This window comes from Rhodococcus sp. NPDC060084, from assembly GCF_042730335.1.
Lineage (GTDB): Bacteria > Actinomycetota > Actinomycetes > Mycobacteriales > Mycobacteriaceae > Rhodococcus.
In genome coordinates, this window is record NZ_JBHWWX010000003.1 from 95,173 (window position 1) to 113,445 (window position 18,273).

The 18,273-nt window shown below is 69.1% G+C and carries 15 protein-coding genes; 8 read left to right on the forward strand and 7 right to left on the reverse strand.

Going from position 1 to position 18,273, the window contains the following annotated elements:
- Window positions 1-7: 7 nt before the first annotated feature.
- From ACFWBU_RS02960 to ACFWBU_RS02985, 6 genes are all read left to right on the forward strand, one after another.
- Window positions 8-1,318 carry an SWIM zinc finger family protein gene (locus ACFWBU_RS02960; protein WP_169620110.1) on the forward strand — a complete coding sequence of 437 codons (1,311 nt, stop codon included), beginning with the start codon at window positions 8-10 and terminating at the stop codon, window positions 1,316-1,318.
- Window positions 1,315-2,739 (forward strand): DUF5691 domain-containing protein, encoded by a 1,425-nt coding sequence (locus ACFWBU_RS02965; RefSeq protein WP_378527426.1) that lies wholly within the window; start codon window positions 1,315-1,317, stop codon window positions 2,737-2,739. The genes ACFWBU_RS02960 and ACFWBU_RS02965 overlap by 4 nt, the downstream gene beginning before the upstream one ends.
- Entirely contained in the window at window positions 2,736-3,836 is a 1,101-nt protein-coding gene (locus ACFWBU_RS02970) for an AAA family ATPase (protein WP_169620112.1), read from the forward strand. The genes ACFWBU_RS02965 and ACFWBU_RS02970 overlap by 4 nt, the downstream gene beginning before the upstream one ends.
- Window positions 3,815-6,028 (forward strand): DUF5682 family protein, encoded by a 2,214-nt coding sequence (locus ACFWBU_RS02975; protein WP_378527427.1) that lies wholly within the window; start codon window positions 3,815-3,817, stop codon window positions 6,026-6,028. The genes ACFWBU_RS02970 and ACFWBU_RS02975 overlap by 22 nt, the downstream gene beginning before the upstream one ends.
- Complete coding sequence (locus tag ACFWBU_RS02980; RefSeq protein WP_169653092.1) at window positions 6,025-7,176, forward strand: VWA domain-containing protein; 1,152 nt, start codon at window positions 6,025-6,027, stop codon at window positions 7,174-7,176. The genes ACFWBU_RS02975 and ACFWBU_RS02980 overlap by 4 nt, the downstream gene beginning before the upstream one ends.
- 116 nt (window positions 7,177-7,292) lie before the next feature.
- On the forward strand, window positions 7,293-8,249 hold the full coding sequence (locus ACFWBU_RS02985) for an iron-siderophore ABC transporter substrate-binding protein (protein ID WP_378527479.1): 957 nt from the start codon (window positions 7,293-7,295) through the stop codon (window positions 8,247-8,249).
- Window positions 8,250-8,265: 16 nt separating this feature from the next.
- On the opposite strand, the gene ACFWBU_RS02990 is transcribed toward ACFWBU_RS02985, so the two are convergent.
- The 4 genes from ACFWBU_RS02990 to ACFWBU_RS03005 are packed head-to-tail and all read right to left on the reverse strand — an operon-like array spanning window position 8,266 to window position 12,093.
- Window positions 8,266-9,024 carry a succinate dehydrogenase/fumarate reductase iron-sulfur subunit gene (locus ACFWBU_RS02990; protein ID WP_169620115.1) on the reverse strand — a complete coding sequence of 253 codons (759 nt, stop codon included), beginning with the start codon at window positions 9,022-9,024 and terminating at the stop codon, window positions 8,266-8,268.
- A 1-nt stretch (window position 9,025) separates the two neighbouring features.
- A complete protein-coding gene (locus ACFWBU_RS02995; protein WP_169653091.1) occupies window positions 9,026-10,942 on the reverse strand; it encodes a fumarate reductase/succinate dehydrogenase flavoprotein subunit in 1,917 nt (638 codons plus the stop codon).
- 57 nt (window positions 10,943-10,999) lie between these two features.
- Window positions 11,000-11,809: a hypothetical protein gene (locus ACFWBU_RS03000; RefSeq protein ID WP_169620117.1), complete on the reverse strand. Its 810-nt coding sequence runs from the start codon at window positions 11,807-11,809 to the stop codon at window positions 11,000-11,002.
- Window positions 11,806-12,093: a hypothetical protein gene (locus tag ACFWBU_RS03005; RefSeq protein WP_169620118.1), complete on the reverse strand. Its 288-nt coding sequence runs from the start codon at window positions 12,091-12,093 to the stop codon at window positions 11,806-11,808. The genes ACFWBU_RS03000 and ACFWBU_RS03005 overlap by 4 nt, the downstream gene beginning before the upstream one ends.
- A 154-nt stretch (window positions 12,094-12,247) precedes the next feature.
- Between ACFWBU_RS03005 and ACFWBU_RS03010 the strand changes: the two genes are divergently transcribed.
- Window positions 12,248-12,880 carry a class I SAM-dependent methyltransferase gene (locus tag ACFWBU_RS03010; protein WP_169620119.1) on the forward strand — a complete coding sequence of 211 codons (633 nt, stop codon included), beginning with the start codon at window positions 12,248-12,250 and terminating at the stop codon, window positions 12,878-12,880.
- On the opposite strand, the gene bioD is transcribed toward ACFWBU_RS03010, so the two are convergent.
- The 3 genes from bioD to ACFWBU_RS03025 form a co-directional block, all read right to left on the reverse strand.
- A complete protein-coding gene (bioD, locus tag ACFWBU_RS03015; RefSeq protein WP_378527428.1) occupies window positions 12,877-13,554 on the reverse strand; it encodes a dethiobiotin synthase in 678 nt (225 codons plus the stop codon). The genes ACFWBU_RS03010 and bioD overlap by 4 nt on opposite strands.
- Window positions 13,551-14,690, reverse strand: coding sequence for an 8-amino-7-oxononanoate synthase (locus ACFWBU_RS03020; protein WP_378527429.1), 1,140 nt, complete (start codon window positions 14,688-14,690; stop codon window positions 13,551-13,553). Before ACFWBU_RS03020 ends, bioD begins: the two co-directional genes overlap by 4 nt.
- 61 nt (window positions 14,691-14,751) lie before the next feature.
- The gene (locus ACFWBU_RS03025; protein WP_378527430.1) at window positions 14,752-16,041 is read right to left on the reverse strand and encodes an adenosylmethionine--8-amino-7-oxononanoate transaminase; all 1,290 of its coding nucleotides are present in this window, start codon (window positions 16,039-16,041) and stop codon (window positions 14,752-14,754) included.
- Window positions 16,042-16,190: 149 nt separating this feature from the next.
- Here ACFWBU_RS03025 and ACFWBU_RS03030 point away from each other — a divergent pair, with 149 nt between their 5' ends.
- Window positions 16,191-18,269 carry an SGNH hydrolase domain-containing protein gene (locus ACFWBU_RS03030; protein WP_296550270.1) on the forward strand — a complete coding sequence of 693 codons (2,079 nt, stop codon included), beginning with the start codon at window positions 16,191-16,193 and terminating at the stop codon, window positions 18,267-18,269.
- The last annotated feature ends 4 nt before the right edge of the window (window positions 18,270-18,273 follow it).

Consider the following 18,273-nt stretch of genomic DNA (forward strand, 5'->3'; position numbering starts at 1 on the left):
TCAGGACGTGACAAGCCCCTGGCCCCCCGATCGGATCGCTGCCGCCGCACCTGATCCGTCCTCGCTGACCGCTGCGCGCGGACTGGTGTCGGGGTGGATCGATACGGGGCGGCAGGACGGCGCGCTCTGGGGCGAATGCCGCGGCCGGGGCACCGCTGTCTACCGCACCGCGATCGACCTCGACGGCCCCGCCTACACATGCACGTGCCCGAGCCGGAAACTCCCGTGCAAGCACGCACTCGCCCTGCTCATGCGCTGGTCCGACGGCATGGTGCCGAAGGCTGACCCACCCGGCTCGGTCACCGAATGGCTCGCGTCACGCGCCGCGCAGACCACTCCCCCGGATGAGCCGGGCGACGAACCCGCAAAGGCTCCCGATCCGGCGACCGTCCAGCGCCGCGCCGAGCGCGCGGCCGCCGGGCTCGACGAACTCGACCGCTGGCTGACCGACCGGATCCGCAGCGGTCTCGGTGCCGTCGACCACGGGTACTCCACCTACGACGACATCGCGGCTCGCATGGTCGATGCGCAGGTCCCCGGCGTCGCCTCGACACTGCGCGCTCTCGCCGGGGTCGTCGCGACCGAGGTGGACTGGCCCGCCCGGGTGCTCACCGAGTACGCGCGTCTGCATCTGCTGGTGGTCGCGTACCGGCAGATCGACGACCTGCCCGACCCTCTCGCGCGGTCGGTGCGCACCCACCTCGGATTCCCCACCCGCGCCGACGACGTGCGTTCCGAGCCGCCCGTCCGCGACCGATGGCAGGTACTCGCGACCCGCATCTCCGAGGACAGCCGACTGTTCACCCGCAAGGTGTGGTTACGTGGCCGCGACACCGGACGCTGGGCGATCCTTCTGGATTTCTCCCACGGCACCGCCCGGTTCCCCGACGCGACTCCCCCGCCGGGCATGCTCGTCGACGCCGACCTGCATTTCTATCCCGGTGCCGCACCGCTCCGCGCGCTCGTCGGCGAGCGGTACGCCGATCCCGAACCGTTCACCACGCTGCCTGCCTCCTTGCCCGGGACCGCACCGGATTTCGATGCGGCACTCGACGAGTACGCCCGTGTGCTGGGCGCCGACCCGTGGATCCGCTCGTGGCCGATGCTGCTCGACAGCGTCGTTCCGGTCGGATCGGACGGGTCCTGGCACCTCGTCGACCGGCACGGTCGCGCGCTGCCGCTCGGCGGTGACGACGACACGCGGTGGCGACTACTCACGGTCGCGGGTGGCCACCCGCTGACGGTATGCGGAGACTGGGACGGTACCCGCCTGGCACCGGCGTCGTTGTTCACGGCAGGACAGGAGTTGTCACTGTGACGGAGACCTTCGAAACCCTGTCGACCGCGGCGCTGCTCGGCACAGCCCGCTCGGCACCGGCAACGTCGACGCTGCACACCGCGGACGCGGCGACGGCGCTGACCGGCGATCCGGCTTCGCGTCTGCTCGCGGCCGCCGCCCTCGAGTCCGCGTTCCTCACCGCCGCGACCCTCCCCACGGTGCGCACACTGCCGAGCCCTGCCCCGGACGACGACCGCCTCACGCTCCCACCGGCGGCAGCCGAGCGGTTGCGTGGACTGCTCGTCGTCCGCTCGCCCCTTCTTCCGGAGTGGTTCGCGCTCGCCGAGCGGTTCCGGGCACCGCACGAGATCGTGGTGGATCTGCTGTGGTTCGCCGCGCCCGACACCCCACACCGCGAGCACCTGCTGCGCCTCGCCGGCGCCCGCGGCCAGTGGGTGGCGGCGCTCAACCCGGAGTGGTCCCACCTCGTCGCACCCGACCCGGCCGACGAACGACTCTGGCTGCACGGCTCGCCTGCGCAGCGCCGCCGATGGTTCGCGGTGGCGCGGGCCGCCGACCCCCATGCCGCCGCAGCGCGACTGACGGCGTCGTGGTCGTCGGAGACGGCGGCGCAGCGAGCGGCGCTGCTCGAACTGCTGACGAACGGCCTCGGCGAGCACGACGAAGCCTTGCTCGAGCACGCGCTCGACGACCGCAGCCGCAAGGTCCGCGCGACCGCCCTCGGGTTGCTGCGCCGCCTCCCCGACTCCGATTTTGCCGAGCGGATGTCCCGGCGGGTGCGGGAGTGGACACGCGTCGACGACGGCGATCTCGTGGTCGAGGTCCCGGACCGACTCGACGCGGAAGCGCTGCGCGACGGCGTGGACGAGGGCGCCTCCCGGCCGGGTGGTGTCGCGATGCGCCGGCTGACGACGGTCGTGTCCTCCGCTCCTCCGTCCGCGTGGCAGCACATCGCTCCGACCGCCCGGCAGGTACTCGGGTACCGCGTCGGCGAACCCGCACGCGAGGCGCTCGACGCGGGCTGGGCTGCGGCCACTGCCCTGCATCGCAACGGAGAATGGGCCGCCGCACTGCTGCGCCGCGACGGCACGGTCGGTGCCGACGTCGCGCAGGCGCTGCCCCGCCCCGTACTGGTGGCGCATCTGCACGACTCGGCCGGCCGCGCCCTGCTCGACCCCGACCTGCTCGGCGCTCTCCCCGCGCCGTGGCCCCGGGATCTGGCGGAGAAGGTACTCATCGCGCTGTACGGCGATGAGGGAACCGGCGTCCGCTCGTTCCGGACGATCCTCGCGCTGATCGCGCATCGCGCACCGTTCGAGCTCACCGAACTGCTCGCCGACGCCGCGAACCGCACCGACCACCTCGACCGGCTGAACCTGTTCGCGACGGCCGCCGACACCTTGACCCTGCGCAAGACCCTTCACGAGGAGCTGAGTTGACCGACGCCGTTTCCGAACCAACGCTGTTGCGCCCCCATGCGGAGCAGCAGTACGCGCACGAACTCGCGGCGCTGGCGCGGCTCGACGACCGGCCCCGCCCGCCGTCCTGGCACCTGTCGCCGTGGGCGGTGGTGACGTACCTGCTGGGCGGCGAACTGTCCGACGGCACCGTCGTCAGTCCCAAGTATGTGGGCCCGCGACGTCTGATGGAGGTCGCGGTGGCCACCCTCGCCACCGACCGCGCCTTGTTGCTGCTCGGTGTCCCGGGTACCGCCAAAACGTGGGTGTCCGAACATCTTTCCGCTGCGATCAGCGGGTCGTCGACCCGACTGGTCCAGGGCACGGCCGGCACGTCCGAGGACTCGGTCCGCTACGGCTGGAACTACGCGCGACTGCTCGCCGAAGGACCGTCTGCGGACGCGCTCGTCCCGTCGCCGATCATGACGGCGATGCGCGACGGTGCCATCGCCCGCATCGAGGAACTCACCCGCATCCCCGCGGACGTGCAGGACGCCCTCATCACGATCCTGTCGGAAAAGACGCTGCCCGTCGCCGAACTCGGCATCGAAGTGCAGGCGAGCAAGGGCTTCAACGTGATCGCCACCGCCAACGATCGCGATCGGGGCGTCAACGAACTGTCCTCGGCGCTGCGACGACGATTCAACACCGTGGTGCTCCCCCTGCCCGCCAGCGAAGAGGACGAGGTCGCGATCGTGACCCGTCGCGTCGAACAACTCGGAACCTCGCTCGAACTCCCGAAGATCCCTGCTGCCGCCGAGGAGATCCGGCGCGTGGTCACTGTGTTCCGGGAACTGCGCCAGGGTGTGACCACCGACGGACGCACCAAACTCAAGTCGCCGTCCGGCACCTTGTCGACCGCCGAAGCGATCTCCGTGGTCACCGGTGGGCTGGCGCTCTCGGCGCACTTCGGTGACGGAGTCCTGCGCTCCACCGACATCGCCGCGGGCATCCTCGGGTCGGTGGTGAAGGACCCGGTCGCCGACCGCGTGGTGTGGAACGAATATCTCGAGGCGGTCGTGCGGGAGCGTCCCGAGTGGGCGGACTTCTATCGCGCATGCCGGGAGATCACCGGGTGAGCGACGGCGCCGAAATCCGGGTCTTCGGCATCCGGCACCACGGGCCGGGGTCGGCGCGGGCGGTGCTGCGCGCCCTCGCGGAGTTCGAGCCCGACACCGTCCTGATCGAGGGACCGGCCGACGCCGATCCGTTCCTCGCCCTTGCCGCATCCGACGAGATGCAACCGCCGGTCGCGCTGCTCGCCTACGTGCGCGACGAACCCGCGCGCGCGGCGTTCTGGCCGTTCGCGGCGTTCTCGCCGGAGTGGCAGGCATTGCGCTGGGCGATCCTGCACGACGCCGACGTGCGCTTCTGCGACCTTCCGGCGGCAATATCGTTGGCCGCGGACCGTTCTCCGGAATCTGCGGAGCGCACCGACCCGCTCGCGGCGCTGGCGTCCGCGGCGGGTTACGACGACTTCGAGCAGTGGTGGGATGCCGTGATCGAGCATGCCTCGGCGGAGGAGGAGTCGGGGGCCGGAGCGTTCGACGAGATCACTGCGGCGATGGCGGCCTTGCGCGCCGACGTGGAACTCGACGAACACACGGCGCGCCGCGAAGCCCACATGCGGCAGGTGTTGCGCACGGCCGTCAAGGCCGGTGCCCGCAACATTGCCGTCGTGTGCGGGGCGATGCACGCGCCCGCCCTGAGCGGCCCGCTCGGTCCGGCGGCGCCGGACGCGCGCGTGCTCAGAGGTCTTCCGAAGGTGAAAGCGGCGCTCACGTGGGTGCCGTGGACCCATTCGCGGCTCTCTGCCGCGTCCGGCTACGGCGCCGGCATCACCTCGCCCGGCTGGTACGACCACCTCTTCCGCTACCCGGACGACACGACCGCACGCTGGTTCACCCGCGTCGCGCGGGTGTTGCGCGAGGAAGACCTCCCGGTCTCGAGCGCGCATGTCATCGAAGCGACCCGCCTCGCCGATACGCTCGCGGCGCTGCGCGGCCGTGCAGTGCCCGGTTTGGCGGAGGCCGTCGAGGCCACCCGTGCGGTCCTGTGCGACGGCGACGAGGTGCTGCTCGACTTCGTGGCGCGCACACTCGTGATCGGAGAAGCACTCGGCGCGGTTCCCGAGGACACCCCGACGGTTCCGCTGGACGCCGACCTGCAGGCGCGCTCGAAAAGCCTTCGGCTCAAACGCGCCCCGATCGCCAAGAAGCTGGACCTCGACCTCCGCAAAGATCTCGATCTGCAACGATCCCGCCTGTTGCACAAGTTGTCGCTGCTCGGGATCGAGTGGGCGCTACCGGCCGAGAGCGCGGTGCGTTCGACGGGAACGTTTCGCGAGACCTGGTCGCTGCAATGGGATCCGGAACTGGCGGTCGCCATCGTGGAGGCGTCCCGGTGGGGCACCACCGTCGAGGCCGCCGCATCAGCCACGGTGCTCGACCGCGCCCGGACCGCGGGCACCACGCTCGGCGAGGTCACCGACCTGCTCGAACAGGCATTGCTCGCGGATCTGCGCGACGCGGTGCCCCAACTGGTCACTGCGATCGACGCGGCCGCCGCGCTCGATCACGATGTGCTGCATCTGATGTCGGCACTCCCGTCGCTGATCCGTACGGTCCGCTACGGCGATGTGCGCGGGACCGATCTGTCCTCGCTGGTGCATGTCGCCGATGCGGTCCTCGCTCGCGTCTGCGCGGGCCTGCCGTCCGCCGTCACCGGGCTCGACACCGACGCCGCCGACACGGTACGAAACGCCGTCGACGAGGTGCACACGGCTCTGGCATTGCGCGACGATCCCGGCGCGACGGAACGCTGGCTCGACACGCTCGCTTCGGTGTGCGACCGCGACGATGTCGACGGCGTGCTCACCGGCCGGACGGTCCGGATGCTTCGCGATGTGGGGAGATTGGACGAACGCGCGACCGCTGTGCGGGTCGCCCGCGCGTTGTCGGTGGGGTCCGCGGCGGCCGCGAAGGCACGCTGGATCGACGGATTCGTCGGCGGTGGAGGGCTGCTGCTCGTGCACGACCGCGATCTGCTGTCCCTGATCGACACGTGGGTGTCGGGTCTGCGCTCCGAGGAATTCGTCGACGTCCTGCCCGTGCTGCGACGCACGTTCGGTTCGTTCGCGCACGGGGAACGCAGCCTGCTCGGCCGGGCCGTGCGAGGGGGCCCCGAGCACCGCACCTCTGCGGCACTCGACGCCGAACGCGGCCGTCGCGCAGTCGCGGCATCCGCCTTGATTCTGGGGGTCCCGGCATGACAACGGAGTTCGACGAGCGAATGCGGCGCTGGCGACTTCTCCTCGGCGATGCCGCGGAAGAATCTACCACCGCGCTGGGCGCGGGAACCGATTCGGCGATGGACGCGGCCCTCGCCGCGTTGTACGACACCGACGCGGACGGGACCGGAGGACCGCGCAGCGGCGGACTGGGCGCCTCGGCCCCGAAGGTCGCACGCTGGCTCGGCGACATCCGCACGTATTTTCCGACGACGGTCGTGCAGGTGATGCAGCGCGACGCGGTCGACCGCCTCGGACTCGACAGGCTGCTGCTCGAACCGGAACTGCTCGACGCCGTCGAACCCGACGTGCATCTCGTCGGCACCCTGCTGAGCCTCAACAGCGTGATGCCCGAGACCACCAGGGCGACAGCACGAGCGGTCGTCGGAAAAGTCGTCCGTGAGGTCGAGGAACGCATCGCCCAGCGCACCCGGACCGCGGTGTCGGGAGCCCTCGACCGATCGTCCCGGACCTCGAATCCGAAAACTCGCGACATCGACTGGCACCGCACGATCCGCGCCAATCTGGCGCACTACCAACCCGACTATCGCACCGTGGTTCCGCAGCGTCTCGTCGGCTTGGGGCGACGCTCCCAGGCGGTGCAGCGGGACGTGGTGCTCGCCGTGGACCAGTCGGGATCGATGGCGTCGAGCGTGGTGTACGCGGCGGTCTTCGCTGCGGTGCTCGCCTCGATGCAGGCGCTGCGTACCTCCCTCGTCGTCTTCGACACCGCCGTGGTGGACCTCACGGGCAAGCTCACCGACCCTGTCGACGTGCTGTTCGGCACGCAACTGGGTGGGGGCACCGACATCAACCGGGCGATCGCCTACAGCCGGACCCTCATCACGCGCCCCACGGACTCGCTGTTCGTGCTGATCTCCGACTTGTACGAGGGCGGCATCCGGGCCGAAATGCTCTCCCGGGTGCGCGAGATGCTCGCCGCCGGGGTCCAGGTGGTGGTGTTGCTCGCGCTATCGGACGACGGCGCTCCGGCGTTCGACCGGGACAATGCGGCGGCGCTCGGCGCTCTGGGCGTGCCGGCGTTCGCGTGCACCCCGGACCGTTTCCCGGACCTGCTCGCACTCGCGCTCGAACGTGGCGATATCGGTCGATGGGCACAGTCGATGTAACTCGGCCGCCGAGATACCGTGCCGCCCCCACCGGGGGTTAGGATCACCTAACGCACATACGACGTGCACCGGCAAGTGAAACGAGGACACCTGTGAAACTCCGACTTGTGGCGCTGATGGTGGCCACCACGCTCGCCGTGGGAGCGTGCGGCTCGACCGACAGCGATTCGGCCGACGAGACGAGCAACAACGGATCCGGAGCGTTTCCCGCCACCATCGCCACCATGTTCGGTGATGTGACCGTCGAATCACAGCCCGAGCGCGTCGCCGCCCTCGGATGGGGCGACGCGGAGACGGCACTGGCGCTCGGCGTCCAGCCCGTCGGCGTGAGCGACTGGCTGGCCTTCGGTGGCGACGGAGTCGGCCCGTGGGTCGAGAACGGCTACTCGGAGTCTCCGGAGATCATCGGTACCGTCGACCCGTCCTTCGAGCAGATCGCCGCATTGGCACCCGATCTCATCCTCGACACCGCCAGTTCGGGCGATCAGGGCCGGTACGACACGCTCTCGGCGATCGCCACCACGGTCGGTCCCCCGAAGGGCGCCACGGCATATCTGACGCCGCGCGACGAGCAGATCTCGATGGTGGCCTCCGCGCTCGGCGTCCCCGACAAGGGTGCCGAAGTGGTCGCGGACATCGACGAACAGTTCGCCACCGCGGCGGCGGAGCATCCGGAGTTCGCCGGCAAGACCGTCACCGTCGCCGCCTACACCTCGGACGGATGGGGTGCGTACGTCTCCGGCGACGCGCGCGTGCAGTTCCTGCAGGATCTCGGGTTCGTCAACAACCCGGCGGTGGAGGCCGTGGAGACGGACAGCTTCTTCATCCCGGTCTCGGAGGAGAACCTGGGCATGCTCGACGCCGACCTGCTCGTCGTGCTGCCGATCTTCGTCGAGACCTCCGAGGTCACCGACAATCCCTTGTTCCAGCAGCTTCCTGCCGTGCGGGACGGTCGTTTCCTCGTCCTCGACAGCGGCAGCGACATCGCCAACGCCATCTCGCTGAACTCGGCCCTGTCGATTCCGTTCGCGCTCGAGCAGTTGGTGCCGCTTCTGAGCGAGCGCGTCAGCTGACGACCGCGCGGGTAGGTCAGCGCCGGAACAGCTTGTTGCCCAGCCACACGACCGGGTCGTACCGGCGACCGGCCACCCGTTCCTTCATCGGGATGATGGCGTTGTCGGTGATGTGGATGTATTCGGGGCAGACCTCGGTGCAGCATTTGGTGATGTTGCAGAGGCCGAGTCCGGCTTCGTCCTGAGCGAGGTCGCGCCGGTCCGCGACGTCGAGTGGGTGCATGTCGAGTTCGGCGAGGCGGATGAAGAACCGGGGTCCCGCAAACGCGGGCCGGTTCTCCTCGTGGTCGCGCGTGACGTGACATACGTTCTGACACAAGAAGCATTCGATGCATTTGCGGAATTCCTGCGAGCGTTCCACATCGATCTGCTGCATGCGGTACTCCCCCGGCGCGAGGTCCGGGGGAGGCGCGAACGCCGGAATCTCCCGGGCCTTGGCGTAGTTGCCCGACACGTCGGTGACGAGGTCACGGATGACCGGGAAACCCCGTAAGGGCGTGACGACGATCGGATCGTCCGTCTCGAAGAGCGACATACGGGTCATGCACGTCAGACGCGGGCGTCCGTTGATCTCCGCCGAGCACGAACCGCATTTGCCGGCTTTGCAGTTCCATCGCACCGCGAGGTCCGGCACTTGGGTGGCCTGGAGTCGGTGGAGGATGTCGAGGACCACCTCACCCTCGTTGACCCGCACCGAATACTCCTGCAGTTCCCCGCCGTCGCGGTCCCCGCGCCAGATCCTGAACTCGGCGGTGTAGCCCTCACTGTCGGCCATCTCAGTGCCTCCGTCCGGGGTGACCGGCGAGTTCCTCGTCGGTGTAGTACTTGGCGAGTTCCTCGATATCGAAGAGTTCGAGCAGTTCCGGATCCATCGGGGTCTGCTGTTCCCGTTCGACGGACACCTCAGGGATGATGCGGTCCTCACCGGACTTGCGGCACACCAGCAATGTCCGCCGCCAGTTCGCGTCCATCGAGGGATGGTCGTCGCGCGTGTGACCGCCGCGACTCTCGGTGCGCAGCAACGCCGCCCGCGCCACGCACTCACACACGAGCAGCATGTTGCGCAGATCCAGCGCGAGGTGCCAGCCCGGGTTGTACTGCCGGTTCCCCTCCACCGCAATGTTGGGGATCCGCGCGCGCAGGTCGTCGAGTTCCGCGAGCGCGCGTTCCACCTCGTCGGCTGTGCGGATGATGCCCACGAGGTCGTGCATCACGCCCTGCAGCCGCTGGTGCAGCGTGTACGGGTTCTCCACCTCGTCGTGGTCGGCGGGATCGAACGGTGAGAGCACTGTGCGGGCCGCCTCTTCCACCGCTTCGTCGGCTACTTCGGGCCGGGTGGTGAGACCGTGCACGTAGTCGGCGGCACCGAGCCCTGCACGACGGCCGAATACCAGCAGATCCGACAGCGAGTTACCGCCGAGACGATTGGATCCGTGCATCCCTCCCGAGCACTCCCCTGCCGCGAACAGGCCCGGTACCGACGCCGCGCCGGTGTCGGGATCGACCTCGATGCCGCCCATCACGTAGTGGCATGTCGGGCCGACCTCCATCGCCTCCCGGGTGATGTCGACGTCCGCGAGTTCGAGGAACTGGTGATGCATGGACGGCAATCGCCGGATGATCTCCGCGCTGGGCATCCGCGACGCGATATCGAGGAATACGCCGCCGTGCGGGGTGGCGCGACCCGCTTTGACCTCGGAGTTGATGGCCCGTGCCACTTCGTCGCGCGGCAACAGGTCGGGCGTGCGGAGATTGTTCTCCTGATCCTCGTACCAGCGGTCCGCCTCCTCGGGAGTCTCCGCGTACTGCCCTTTGAACACCGGCGGGACGTAGGAGAACATGAACCGCTCCCCTTCGGAGTTCTTCAGGACACCGCCGTCACCGCGGACCCCTTCGGTGACGAGGATGCCCTTCACGCTCGGCGGCCAGATCATGCCCGTGGGGTGGAACTGGACGAATTCCATGTTGATCAGTGAGGCACCGGCACGCAGCGCGAGGGCGTGCCCGTCCCCGGTGTACTCCCACGAGTTGGAGGTCACCTTCCAGGATTTGCCGATTCCCCCGGTCGCGATGACGACGGCCGGCGCCGTGAACTGGACGAACCTGCCCGATTCCCGCCAGTATCCGAAGGCGCCCGCGACGCGGCCCTGCCCGTCGAGAAGGAGTTCGGTGATGGTGCATTCGGAGAACACCCTCACCTTCGCCTCGTAGTCGCCGGTCGCGGCGAAGTCCTCCTGTTGCAGCGAGACGATCTTCTGCTGCATCGTGCGGATCAGTTCGAGGCCGGTCCGGTCGCCGACGTGGGCGAGTCGCGGATAGGTGTGCCCGCCGAAGTTGCGCTGGCTGATCCGCCCGTCCGGGGTGCGGTCGAACAGCGCCCCGTAGGTTTCGAGTTCCCAGACCCGGTCCGGCGCCTCACGGGCGTGCAGTTCCGCCATGCGCCAGTTGTTGAGGAACTTTCCGCCGCGCATCGTGTCCTTGAAGTGGACCTGCCAGGAGTCGCGCGAGTTGGCGTTGCCCATCGCGGCGGCGCACCCGCCTTCCGCCATCACGGTGTGGGCCTTGCCGAAGAGCGACTTGCAGACGACCGCGACCCTCAGTCCGCGTTGCCGAGCCTCGATGACCGCCCGCAGTCCGGCTCCCCCCGCTCCGATCACGACCACGTCGTAGTCGTGCCGCTCGACTTCCCCCATGTGTAGTGCCTTTCCGTATCGCGTCGTGCCTCGTGTGGTGCCGGTCGTACCGGTCTGTCAGCCGATGAATCGGAGGTCGGAGATGGTGCCGCTCGCGACGAGCATGATGTAGAAGTCGGTGAGGACCAGCGTGCCCAGAGTGATCCACGCGAACTGCATGTGCCGCGCATTGATCTTCGAGACGAACGTCCAGATCTTGTAGCGCACAGGGTGTTTCGAAAAATGCTTGAGCCTGCCACCGGTGACGTGCCGGCAGGAGTGACAAGAGAGCGTGTACCCCCACAACAAGATCACGTTCACGACCAGGATCACGTTCCCGAGTCCGAACCCGAAGCCGCTCGGACTGTGGAACGCGAGTATCGCGTCGTACGTGTTGACCAGCGAGATGACGAACCCGATGTAGAAGAAGTAGCGGTGCGAGTTCTGCACGATGAGGGGGAATCGGGTTTCGCCGGTATACGTCCGGTGCGGTTCCGCAACACCGCAGGCCGGTGGCGACAACCAGAACGACCGGTAGTACGCCTTGCGGTAGTAGTAGCAGGTGAGCCGGAACAGCAGCAGGAACGGCAGCGAGACGAACGCCAGCGGAATCCACCGCGGGAGTTCGCCGACCCACACGCCGAAGTGCGACGAACCCGGCAAACACGAGGCGCTGACACACGGTGAATAGAACGGCGTGAGGTAGTGGTACTCGTCGACCCAGTAGGCAGAGCGCGTGAACGACCGCACGGTGGCGTAGACGATGAACGCGGCCAGACCGAGAACGGTCAGCGCAGGTGTCTGCCACCACCGATCGGTCCGTAATGTGCGCGCGGCGATGCGCGCCCGGGCCGCACTTCGGACCCCGGCGCCGGCAGGGGCGCTCACCGCTCCCCGTGCAATCCGCCGAGTCCTTCGTCGTCGGCGTCGACTCCGCGGAACAACGACTCGTCGTAGGGCGAATCCGGAATCGGGATGCGGTCCTCGGATGCCGCCCACAGCGAACGCGGCGGTGTCTCCTGGAAGTCACGCGCGTCGATGTCGAGCCGGTCGAGGTCGTTGGTGAGCCTGCGGACCGGCGCGGCGTCGCCGTAGCGCGACCGTAGCGACCCGACGCATCGGCGTAGCTGGCCGATCGCGTTCTGCAGCTCGTGCATATCGGTGGTGGACATCCGTACCTCCGAGGAAAACGGTCGGCACGCCGACGCCCGCCGACTCCATGTGATTGCATTCACACTACGACAGGTGTGCGTACTCCCGAGCCGTTTCCGGTTTGCGAAGAGCGGTTGCCTTCCCTCGCACACCGGCACCCGGAACGGAGGGCTCGTGGCGCAGCCGGACAACGCACGAATTGCGCAGGTCTTCGACGCCATGGCCGATCGATACGACTCGCAGATCGGTGTCGTCGAGCGACGCCTGCTCGGCCGTCCCCGGCAATGGGCGGTCGAGCAGGCCCGTGGCCGAGTGCTCGACATCGCCGTCGGTACGGGGCTCAATCTGCCCCTGTACGGGCCGGATGTCACCGAAGTCCTCGGGGTGGACCTCTCCGAGGGCATGTTGCGGCTGGCGCGGCGGCGCATCGAGGAATACGGGCTCGACCACTGCGCCGTGGTCCGCGGCGACGTGCAGTCGCTCTCCGTCCCGGACACATCGGTCGACACCGTGCTGTCGACGCTCACGTTCTGCACCATCCCCGATCCGGAGTCGGCCGCGCGTGAAGCGATGCGTGTACTCGTGCCCGGCGGCAAGGTCGTGCTCGCCGAGCACGGCCCTTCCACCAGCAGAGCGGTGACAGCGGCGATGCGCGTGCTCGAACCTGTGTCGATTCGGTTCGGAGCAGATCACCTCACCCGCGACCCCGTCGTCTACCTGCAACGGGCCGGATTCGTGATCGACGAGGTGCGACGCACCGGGTTCGCGGGAGTCGGTATCCGGGTGGTGGCGCACTCGCCGTCCTAGACCGGAACGTCACGCAACCAGCGGGGCGCAGCGCGCGCGAACTCCGCGGACGTGAGGGCGGCCGCCCCTTCGGGTACGGAACCGAGCAGTGGAACACCCGTGACCGCGGGCAGGTCACCGACGTTGCAGCGCTCAGCCAGATCCGGTGTGGCAGGACTGCTGCCGATGACGAGTCCGCGGCATTCCACGGCGGCCGCGCGCAGCGCCCCGACGGTCAGCGCGCTGTGATTGAGGGTTCCGAGGCCCGCGGCCACGACCACCACCGTCGGTGCGCCGAGCGCCCCGGCGAGATCGACGAGTGTGAACCCGGCGGCACCGAGACGGACCAGCACGCCGCCGGCGCCTTCGACGAGGACGAGGTCGGCGGTGTCCTCGAGCGCACGCACCGCGCCGACGGTTCGGTCGAGATCGAGCAACGGCCGTCCCGAGCGCCGGGCTGCGGTGTCGGGCGCGAGTGGGTCGGGGTATCGGGCGAGTTCGACGGTCTCGATATCGGTTCCGGTGAGCCGGACGATCTCGGCGAGGTCGCCGGGTTCGCCGTCGCCGACCCCGGTCTGCGCCGGCTTGCACACCGCGACCCGCAGTCCCCGGTTCGTGGCGAGTGACGCGAGCGCGGCGGTCACGACGGTTTTTCCGACTCCGGTGGATGTGCCGGTGATACACAGCGTGGTCACGTGCGGGCCTCGGCCACTACCTCGGCGAGTACCGAGTCCACCAGGGCGCGTTCGTGCTCGGAGAGATTCGCCCGTGCGGTCAGGCGCAGGCGGGAGGTTCCCTCGGGCACCGAGGGCGGGCGGAAACAGCCCACATGCACGCCACGCTCGCGGCATCGCCGGGCCGCACGTGCCGCGACGTGCGGGTCGCCGAGGATCACCGACACCACCGCGGAGGGCGGCGGCAGTACACCCGTCACCCGGGCGAGATGCGCCGCCTGCTCGAGGACCGCGCCGGCGAGTCCGGGCTCGGCGCGCAGCACCTTCAGGGCTCCGCGCGCGGCACCGACCGCGGCGGGAGCGAGTCCGGTGTCGAAGATGAACGTGCGGGCGGTGTCGATCAGGTGTTCACGCACCCGGGCGTCCGCGAGAACCACACCCCCTTGGGAGGCCAGCGATTTCGACAGGGTGGCGGTGACGATCACGTCCGGCTGCCCGGCCAGGCCAGTCTCGTGGACGAGCCCGCGGCCGCCCGCTCCCCGGACCCCGATCCCGTGAGCTTCGTCGACGAGGAGGAGTGCGCCGTGGGTGCGGCACGCTTCGTGCAGGTCGCGCAGCGGGGCAAGGTCGCCGTCGGTGCTGAACACCGAATCGGTGAGGACCAGCGCCCGCGGTTCGGTGCGTGCGGCGAGGGCGCCGGCGACCGCCCGGACGTCACCGTGCGGGGTGACGACGATCCTCGACCGGGACAGCCGGCACGCGTCGACGAGCGATGCGTGGCATCCCGCGTCGGAGACGACGACGGTGTCCCTGCCCGCCAGCGCGGTGACAGCGCCGAGGTTGGCGGCGTATCCGCTCGAGAACACCAATCCGGTTTCTGCGCCGGTGAACTCGGCGAGTTCGCGTTCGAGCAACTCGTGTTCGGCGGTGGTGCCCGTAACCAGTCGCGATCCGGTGGCACCGCCGCCCCAGCGGCGTAGCGCGGCCGTCGCCGCGGCCAGCACCTCCGGATGGCGGACGAGCCCGAGGTAGTCGTTGGATGCGAGATCGACGATCGGTGCGGCGACGGTGCGGGGAACGAGTTCTCGGTGCAGACCGGCGACCCGTCGCCGTTCCGCGGCGTGGTCGAGCCAGGCGAGACCGGCGGGTGTGGACATGGCCACACCGTACTTGAACAGTGTTCAAGTACGGAAGCCCCGGGTGTTCAGCCCCGGGTGTTCAGCCCCGCACCGTGGCAGCCGCAGCGACCACACCCGCGGTGATCGCGGCGACATCCTCCGGCGTGCACACGTACGGCGGCATCGTGTAGACGAGATTCCGGAACGGCCGCAGCCAGACGCCCGCCTCCACCGCCGCCGCGGTCGCCGCCCGCATGTCGACCGGTTCCCGGGTTTCGACCACCCCGATTCCGCCGAGCACCCGCACGTCGGTCACTCCCGGAAGATCGCGCGCCGTCGCCAGCCCGGACACGAGCCCGGCAGTGAGATCGGCCACCTCGGCCCGCCAGTCCCGCGACAACAGAAGCTCGGTCGACGCGACCGCGACGGCGCACGCGAGTGGATTCGCCATGAAGGTGGGCCCGTGCATGACACCGCCGCCCTCCCCGGCACTGATCGTTTCTGCGACGTGCGTCGTGCAAAGCACTGCCGCCAGGGTCAGGTAGCCGCCCGTCAGCGCCTTCCCCACACACATCAGGTCGGGCGCGACGCCGGCGTGGTCGGCGGCGAACATCTCCCCGGTCCGCCCGAACCCGGTCGCGATCTCGTCGAAGATCAGTACCAATCCGTGTTCGTCGCACATGCGCCGCAACTCGCGCAGGTACGCCGGGTCGTGGAAGCGCATACCTCCCGCCCCCTGCACGACAGGTTCGACGATCACCCCGGCGAGTTCGTGCGCGTGCTCGGTCAGGACCGACTCGAAGGCAGCGACGTAACCGGGATCGAACGCGCGGGGAGGCGCCGGCGCGAAAACCTGCCTGGCCAGCACGTCCGTCCACATCGCGTGCATGCCGCCCTCCGGGTCGCACACGCTCATGGGGGCGAGCGTGTCCCCGTGGTACCCACCCCGCCACGTGAGGAGGCGATGTCGCTCGGGACGGCCGACAGCCCGCTGATACTGCAACGCGATCTTCACGGCCACCTCGACCGACACCGATCCGGAGTCGGCGAGAAACACTTTGTCCAGGCCCTCCGGCGAGATGTCGACGAGCAACTCCGCGAGCCTCGCCGCCGGAGCGTGGGTGAGTCCGCCGAACATGACGTGACTCATCTTCGCGAGCTGATCGGTCACCGCGGCGTCGAGCACCGGATGCCGGTAACCGTGCACCGCCGCCCACCACGAACTCATGCCGTCGACAAGCTCGCGTCCGTCCGCGAGCACCAGCCTCGTACCGGCCGCACGGTCCACCACCAGGGGTTCCGTGCAGGCCGGAAACGCGCCGTACGGGTGCCACAGATGATCGGCGTCGAGCGTGCGGATCCGGTCGGCGGACATGCGGGGAGAAACCACGGCACGACTGTAGGCGGTTGGAATCGGCGGGTGCATTGGACGTAGTCTGCCCAAGTTCCTGGGTACCAAGGTCACAGGAAAACTGCTCGCGTGTTCCACGGCGTCCCGCCCGAGGCACCGCCGAGTCCACGACGCTGAGGAGTACACGTATGCCAGTCCGCACCTCGGACCGGGCCCCGGAGGCCACTGCGGCACCGGGCACCCGTCTCGGGTATCGCGCCGATCTCGACGGCGTGCGGGGCCTTGCGATCGCCCTCGTCGTGGTCTTCCACGTCTGGTTCGGACGCGTGTCGGGCGGTGTCGACGTCTTCCTCGCGCTCTCCGGTTTCTTCTTCGTCGGCACCCTGCTCCGGGTTGCCGAGTCGCACGCCCCGCTGGACCCGCGACCGGTGTTGCGGCGGGTGGGCAGGCGACTGCTCCCGCCGCTGGTGCTCGTGCTGCTGGGGACGACCGTCGCGGCTGTGGCGCTGCTGCCGTATACGCAGTGGTTCCGCGTCGCCGAGCAGACCGGTGCGTCGCTGCTGTTCATGCAGAACTGGCATCTCGCGCGCACAGCGAGTGATTACCTGGCGGCCGACCCGATGGTCAGCCCGCTGCAGCACCTGTGGTCGATCTCGGTCCAGGGCCAGTTCTACATCGGCGCACTGATCGTGGTGTTCGGCGCGACGTGGTTCCTGCGACGCAGATCGATACCCGCCCGCGCTCCCCTCGCGGCGCTGCTCACGATTCTCACCGTCGCCTCCCTCACATACGCCGTCCTGGCTGACGTGCCCCAGTCGTGGCTCTACTACGACAGCGCCGCCCGGATGTGGGAGCTCACACTCGGCGGAGTGCTCGCCTGTGTGGCCCCGTGGCTGCGGGTCCCCCGTCCGGCGCGGATCGTTCTGGGCGTCGTGGGTCTGGCGGTGCTGTGTGCCTGTGGTGTCGTCCTCGACGGCAACAGTCTCTTCCCGGGACCGTGGGCGCTCGTGCCGGTCGGCGCGGCCATGGCGCTGGTCGTGGCCGGTAACACCCGGGCCGGGGACAGCGTTGCCGACACACCGACCGCGCGGGTGCTGTCGAGCGTCCCGCTGGTACGGCTCGGAGCCGTCGCCTACGCCCTCTATCTATGGCACTGGCCGGTACTCATCGGCTACCTGGTGCTCCGGGACAGGCCCTCGGTCGGGTTGCTCGGCGGCCTCGGCGTGATCGCCGTGTCTCTCGCGCTCGCGGAGGCCACCACGCGATGGCTGGAGAACCCGATCCGCCGGTCCGAGTCCGGCCGCACCCGCAAGGTTCTCGTGGCGTCCGTCACAGTGGCCGGTGTCGCACTCGTGGCCGCGACCGCAAGCTGGACAACCCACGTTGCCCGTCAGGACGATGTCCTCGAGCGCGTGGTGGCACTGTCACCCGACCTGTATCCCGGTGCTGCTGCGCTGAAGGGCTTCGTCGACGTCGAGCCGCAGCCCGTCCAGCCCCCGCTGCTCGTCGCACACCGGGATCTGCCGCCGGCGACGCTCGACCACTGCATCGCCCAGCACACCAACCGCGAACCGCTGACGTGCACCTACGGCGACCCGTTGTCGACCCGGAGAATGGTGCTCGCCGGGGGCTCCCACTCCGAGCACTGGCTCGCGGCACTCGACACCCTCGGCAAGAAACACGGCTTCCGGCTCGACACCTATCTCAAGGTGGGGTGCCCGCTCTCGGACCCGCTCGCGGAGCTCACGGAGGAATCTCCGACGGTGGAGTGCGACACATGGTCGGTGAAGGTGCTGGCAGAACTCCAGGCCGATCCTCCCGACTACCTGTTCACCACATCGACGCGGACGAAGGACGAAGGCGAGGGGCCCGGCGATTTCACCCCGTTCTGGTACGTCGACCTGTGGCGCACACTCGACGAGTACGGCATCCCCGTCGTCGCGATCCGCGACAACCCGTGGTTGTTCCACGACGACATGAGCTACCGGGCTGCCGATTGCCTTGCAGGTGGCGGTAACTCCGACTCGTGTGCGGTGGCGCGCGCCGACGCCCTCGACCCGGTCGACCCGGCGATCGAGGCCTCGGCCTTCTCCCCCAACGTGAGCTTGATCGACCTGTCGGATTCCCTGTGCCGGCCCGAGGTCTGCCGCGTCGTCGAGGGCAATGTGCTGATCTACCGTGACGAGAACCACCTCACGACGACGTACGTGCGCACGATGACACCCGATCTCGAGGCGCAACTGGGTCCCGCTACCGGCTGGTGGTGAACGC

Bases quoted from the DNA above. Each gene is read 5' to 3' on its own strand.
- ACFWBU_RS03005 (WP_169620118.1), bottom strand. From the start codon at position 12,093: ATGTCCACCACCGATATGCACGAGCTGCAGAACGCGATCGGCCAGCTA.
- ACFWBU_RS02980 (WP_169653092.1), top strand. From the start codon at position 6,025: ATGACAACGGAGTTCGACGAGCGAATGCGGCGCTGGCGACTTCTCCTC.
- ACFWBU_RS03020 (WP_378527429.1), bottom strand. From the start codon at position 14,690: ATGTCCACACCCGCCGGTCTCGCCTGGCTCGACCACGCCGCGGAACGG.
- ACFWBU_RS02995 (WP_169653091.1), bottom strand. From the start codon at position 10,942: ATGGGGGAAGTCGAGCGGCACGACTACGACGTGGTCGTGATCGGAGCG.
- ACFWBU_RS02985 (WP_378527479.1), top strand. From the start codon at position 7,293: ATGGTGGCCACCACGCTCGCCGTGGGAGCGTGCGGCTCGACCGACAGC.
- ACFWBU_RS02990 (WP_169620115.1), bottom strand. From the start codon at position 9,024: ATGGCCGACAGTGAGGGCTACACCGCCGAGTTCAGGATCTGGCGCGGG.
- ACFWBU_RS02975 (WP_378527427.1), top strand. From the start codon at position 3,815: ATGCCGGGAGATCACCGGGTGAGCGACGGCGCCGAAATCCGGGTCTTC.
- ACFWBU_RS03030 (WP_296550270.1), top strand. From the start codon at position 16,191: ATGCCAGTCCGCACCTCGGACCGGGCCCCGGAGGCCACTGCGGCACCG.